The organism is Streptomyces sp. NPDC051018 (assembly GCF_044456085.1).
GTDB lineage: Bacteria > Actinomycetota > Actinomycetes > Streptomycetales > Streptomycetaceae > Streptomyces.
Window position 1 is genome coordinate 1 of the sequence record NZ_JBITFN010000020.1, and the last position, 4,535, is coordinate 4,535.

Annotated in this window: 2 protein-coding genes and 1 tRNA gene; 2 read left to right on the top strand and 1 reads right to left on the bottom strand. The window is 70.0% G+C overall.

From position 1 onward, the window contains the following. Positions 1 to 224: 224 nt before the first annotated feature. Positions 225 to 297, top strand: a tRNA-Thr gene (locus ACIBCM_RS27920). A 60-nt stretch (positions 298 to 357) separates the two neighbouring features. Here ACIBCM_RS27920 and ACIBCM_RS27925 read toward each other — a convergent pair. Further along, entirely contained in the window at positions 358 to 3,012 is a 2,655-nt protein-coding gene (locus ACIBCM_RS27925; protein WP_399247880.1) for a SpoIIE family protein phosphatase, read from the bottom strand. Between the two features lie 270 nt (positions 3,013 to 3,282). Between ACIBCM_RS27925 and ACIBCM_RS27930 the strand changes: the two genes are divergently transcribed. Next, a partial coding sequence (locus tag ACIBCM_RS27930; RefSeq protein ID WP_399247882.1) for a HAMP domain-containing protein occupies positions 3,283 to 4,535 on the top strand: 1,253 nt, incomplete at its 3' end.

Below are 4,535 nucleotides of genomic sequence, written 5' to 3' on the forward strand. Positions count from 1 at the left end.
CTGCAGGGGGGACCCTGTGGGAGAGTAGGACACCGCCGAACAATTATTCAGGACCCTTGGTCCAGCGTTCACGCTGGACCAAGGGTCCTTTTTTGCATTGCTTCGTATGCTCGGGCGTAGTTGGTTCCGGGGTGATGTCGATTCGAGTGAGCCGGTTCGTCGGGGCTGGTTCAAAGCAGGGGGCGACTCGGGGTATGCTTTTGCTCGTTGCCCCAGGGCGGCAGGCCCCAATAGCTCAGTCGGTAGAGCGTCTCCATGGTAAGGAGAAGGTCTACGGTTCGATTCCGTATTGGGGCTCGGTGCATCAGTACATGAGAAAGGCCCCCGCCTTATGGCGGGGGCCTTTCTCATGTTGCGTCAGTCTCTGCGGGGCTCCGGGATGCGCATCGCCAGGATGGCCATGTCGTCGGAGGCCGGCTCGGCCGCGAAGCGTTCGACCGCTCGCAGGACCCGGGAGGCGACCGCGCCCGCCGTGAGGCCCGTACAGCCGGTGAGGACTTCGGTGAGGCCCTCGTCGCCGAGCATGCGGGTGCCCTCGCGGCGTTCGGTGACGCCATCGGTGACACAGAGGAGGACATCGCCGGGAGCGAGGGTCACGATCTGCTCGTACAGCTCCAGATCGTCCATGACGCCGAGCAGGGGCTGTGGTTCGGCCGCGGCCTCGACCGTGCCGTCCGGGCGGAGGCGCAGGGGGAGCGGGTGGCCCGCGCAGACGACCTTGAGCTGGGCGCTGCCGTCGTCCTGGGGCCAGAGTTCGCCGTAGAGCAGCGTGAGGAAGCGGCTGCGGGCGCCCTCATCGAGGATGGCAGCGTTGAGGCGCTCCAGTACGGCCGGGCCGCCGAAGCCCTCGCGGGCCAGCAGACGGAGGGCATGCCGGGCCAGGCCGGTGACGGCCGCGGCTTCCGGGCCCGTACCGCAGACATCGCCGATGGCGAAGCCGTACGCGCCGTCACGGATGGGGAACACATCGTAGAAGTCGCCGCCCACCTCGTTGCCCTCGCCGGCCGCGCGGTAGATCACCTCGACCTCGACGCCGGGGATCTGGGGCGACTCGGGCGGGAGCAGGCTGCGCTGGAGGGACTGGCTGATGGCCATGCGCTCGGAGTAGAGCCGGGCGTTGTCCAGGGCGAGGGCGGCTCGCCGGGAGAGATCCTCCGCGAGTTCCAGGATCTCCTGGCGGAAGTGGTCGTCCGAGGGTTTGCCGAGCGTGAGCATCCCGATCACACGGTTGCGGGCGACCAGCGGCAGGACGACTGTTTCCCCGCCGACCGCGGCGGCGGTGGCGAGCGTGGTGCCGATACCGGAGGAGACGGGGGTCGAGGAGCCGAGGCCGAGTTCCCGCTTGGAGGTGAGGAGGGCTGCCTTCTGGGCCGCCTCCGCGGGGGCCGTCCAGACGCGGGCCCCGGGAGTGGGGACCGGGTCGGGCGGGGCGACCTTGGACAGCAGGGCCTTGAGCCCGTCGATGCGGTCCTCGTCCTCGTGGAGCACAAAGCTGAGGTACGGGTCGGACGCCTGGTCGGCGATCGTGTAGACGGCGCACCAGGTGGCGAGGGTGGGAACGGTCATCTGGGCCATCAGGGCCAGTGTCTGGTCCCGGTCGAGGGTACCCGCGAGCAGGTCCGAGGCCTCGACGAGGAAGGAGAGCGAGCCGCGGCGCAGCCGTTCCAGTTCCCCGAGGCGGGCGGATTCGACGGCGAGGGCGATACGGTCGGCAGCGAACTGAAGGCGCAGGGCCTCCTCGTTCGTGTACCGGCCGGCGGATTCCGCGGCGACGCCGAGGGAGCCGGTCAGCCGGCCCTCGACCTTGAGCGGCACGGTGACGACGGACCGCATCCCGGTCGAGCTGAGCAGGGGAACCGCGCCGGGGACCGAGGCGAGGTCCTCGTGGACGGCGGGCATCCTGGCGGAGCCGTACCGGCCGGTGCCGGCTTCGACGGGGACGCGGGCGAAGCGCTGGCGGGCCGAGGGGAGCCCGGTGGTGGCCCGTACCTCCAGCTCGGTCTCGTCGTCGGTGGCGAGCAGCAGGAAGGCCGAGTCGCCGTCGAGCATGTCGCGGGCGCGCTCGACCGTGCGCTGGAGGAGGCCGTCGAGGTCGTCGGGGGCGGGTGAGCCGATGAAGACCTCGAAGGGGTCCGTGCTGTGGCTCTCCGAGCCGGACTCGCTGACGGGGTGCCGCTGCGGGGTCTGGAGGACAGCGCGCTCGTCGTCCCGTACGAGGAGACAGACCGTGGAGGGCTCGCCCTGGGTGTCACGGACCCGCAGGTGGGAGGCGTACACGGGGATGACCCGGCCGTCGTGGTCGCGGACGCCGTAGCTGCCCTCCCAGCGGGAGAGCTGGAGCGCCTCGGCGATGCCCGTACCGATGCCGGGGGTGTGCGGCCACGCGGCGAAATCGGTCAGGGGCTTGCCGATGACCTGCTCGGCCGCGTAACCGAAGAGATGTTCGGCGTCCTCGTTCCAGACGGTGATCGAGCCGGTTCTGTCGATCTGCGCGACGGCGACGCGGACGCGCTCGTCGGCGACGGGGAGCATCGGGGTGGGCAGCACCGGACCGGCGGTGCGGGTGCCGACCGGGCGCTGGGGGAGGTCGAGCTGGAACCACACCTGTTTGAACGTGGAGGTGTACTCGACGCCCCAGCGGGAGGCGAGGGCGGAGCACATGAGGAGTCCGCGGCCGTTCTCGCTGTCGAGGGAGGCGAAGGCGTGGCCGGTGCCCTGGATGGGGACCTCGCGCTCAGGGTAGCGGTCGGCGACCTCGACCCGGATGCTGTCCTCCGTACGCAGACAGAGCACATCGGCGGCGGTGCCCGCGTGGACGACGGCGTTGGTGACCAGTTCGCTGGTGAGGACGACCGCGTCGTCGACGACGTCGCTGTACCCCCAGCCCTGGAGTGTGTCCCTCACAAAGGCGCGGGCGGTCGCCACGGACCGCCCGACGGGGTCGAAGCTGGCGGCCGCCCGAGCGGTGATCACTGAACTCCTCGTACGCGTCTCGACGCCCGGCTCTGCCATGATCGGCCTGTCCCTCCCGGTGCCCGGTCATAGTGCTCGCGCCCGTGTCGCCCAGGCCGGGCGGACCGGGGCGGTTGGACAGCCGGATGCCAGGTTACTTACCTTCGCAGTCCGAGCGGATGCCGGTTGCCGCTGTTTCCGCCCTCCGGGGGCGGGGACGCTATGCGAAGCTGCCGAACTGTTATGGCCTGGTTCGGCACGGGTGAAACACTGGGCAGGCTGCCGGTGGGAGCCCCGGGCAGTACGGTCAACCCCTGCGGGAGGGACACGGTGGAGTCTGGCGTGACGGCGCGTGCACAAACCACGCGCGCGAAAGGCGGACGATCCCGGAGTAATGGGACGACAGAGGTGGAGACGGCGGCTCTGAACAAGCTGCTGGCCGCCCTGGTGGCCATGCGTGACGGGAACTTCCGCAGGCGTCTGACCGTGTCGGGCGACGATGTGATGGCCCAGATCGCGGCCGTCTACAACGAGGTCGCGGACCGGAATGTTCATCTCACGGGTGAGCTGGCCCGGGTACGCAGAGTGGTCGGCCGGGAGGGCAAGCTCACCGAGCGGCTGGAGACGGGCGCCTGTGAGGGCTCCTGGGCCGCCGCGGTGGACGCCTCGAACGCGCTGGTGGACGATCTCGCGCGGCCGGTGTCCGAGGTGGGCCGGGTGCTCTCCGCGGTCGCCGACGGCGATCTGGACCAGCGGATGGAGTTGCGCTCCCAGGGCGGGGACGGAGTCGTACGCCCGCTGCGCGGTGAGTTCCTCAGGGTCGCGCGTACGGTCAACAGCCTCGTGGACCAGCTGTCGGCGTTCACCGACGAGGTGACGCGGGTGGCGCTGGAGGTCGGCACCGAGGGCAAGCTCGGCGGACAGGCCCAGGTGCGCGGAGTCTCCGGTTCCTGGAAGGACCTGACCGACTCCGTCAACACCATGGCGCACCGGCTGACCGCTCAGGTGCGGGACATCGCGCTGGTGACCACGGCGGTCGCCAAGGGCGATCTGTCACAGAAGGTCACCGTCCATGTGGACGGCGAGATGCTGGAGCTGAAGAACACCGTCAACACGATGGTGGACCAGCTGCAGTCCCTCGGTTCCGAGGTCACCCGGGTCGCCCGCGAGGTCGGTACGGAGGGCGAGCTGGGCGGCCAGGCCGAGGTGCCCGGTGTGGCCGGTGTGTGGAAGGACCTCACCGACTCGGTCAACACCATGGCCGGCAATCTGACGTCCCAGGTGCGGGCCATCGCCGAGGTGACCACGGCGGTCGCGAACGGTGATCTGTCGCAGAAGGTCACGGTGAACGCGCGCGGGGAGGTCGCCCAACTCGCCGAGACCGTCAACCAGATGACCGAGACGCTGCGTACGTTCGCGGACGAGGTCACCCGGGTCGCGAGCGAGGTAGGCGGGGAGGGGCTGCTCGGCGGCCAGGCGCAGGTGCCGGGCGCGGCCGGGACCTGGAAGGACCTCACCGACTCGGTCAACACCGTCTTCCGTAATCTGACCACTCAGGTCCGCGATATCGCGCAGGTGACACG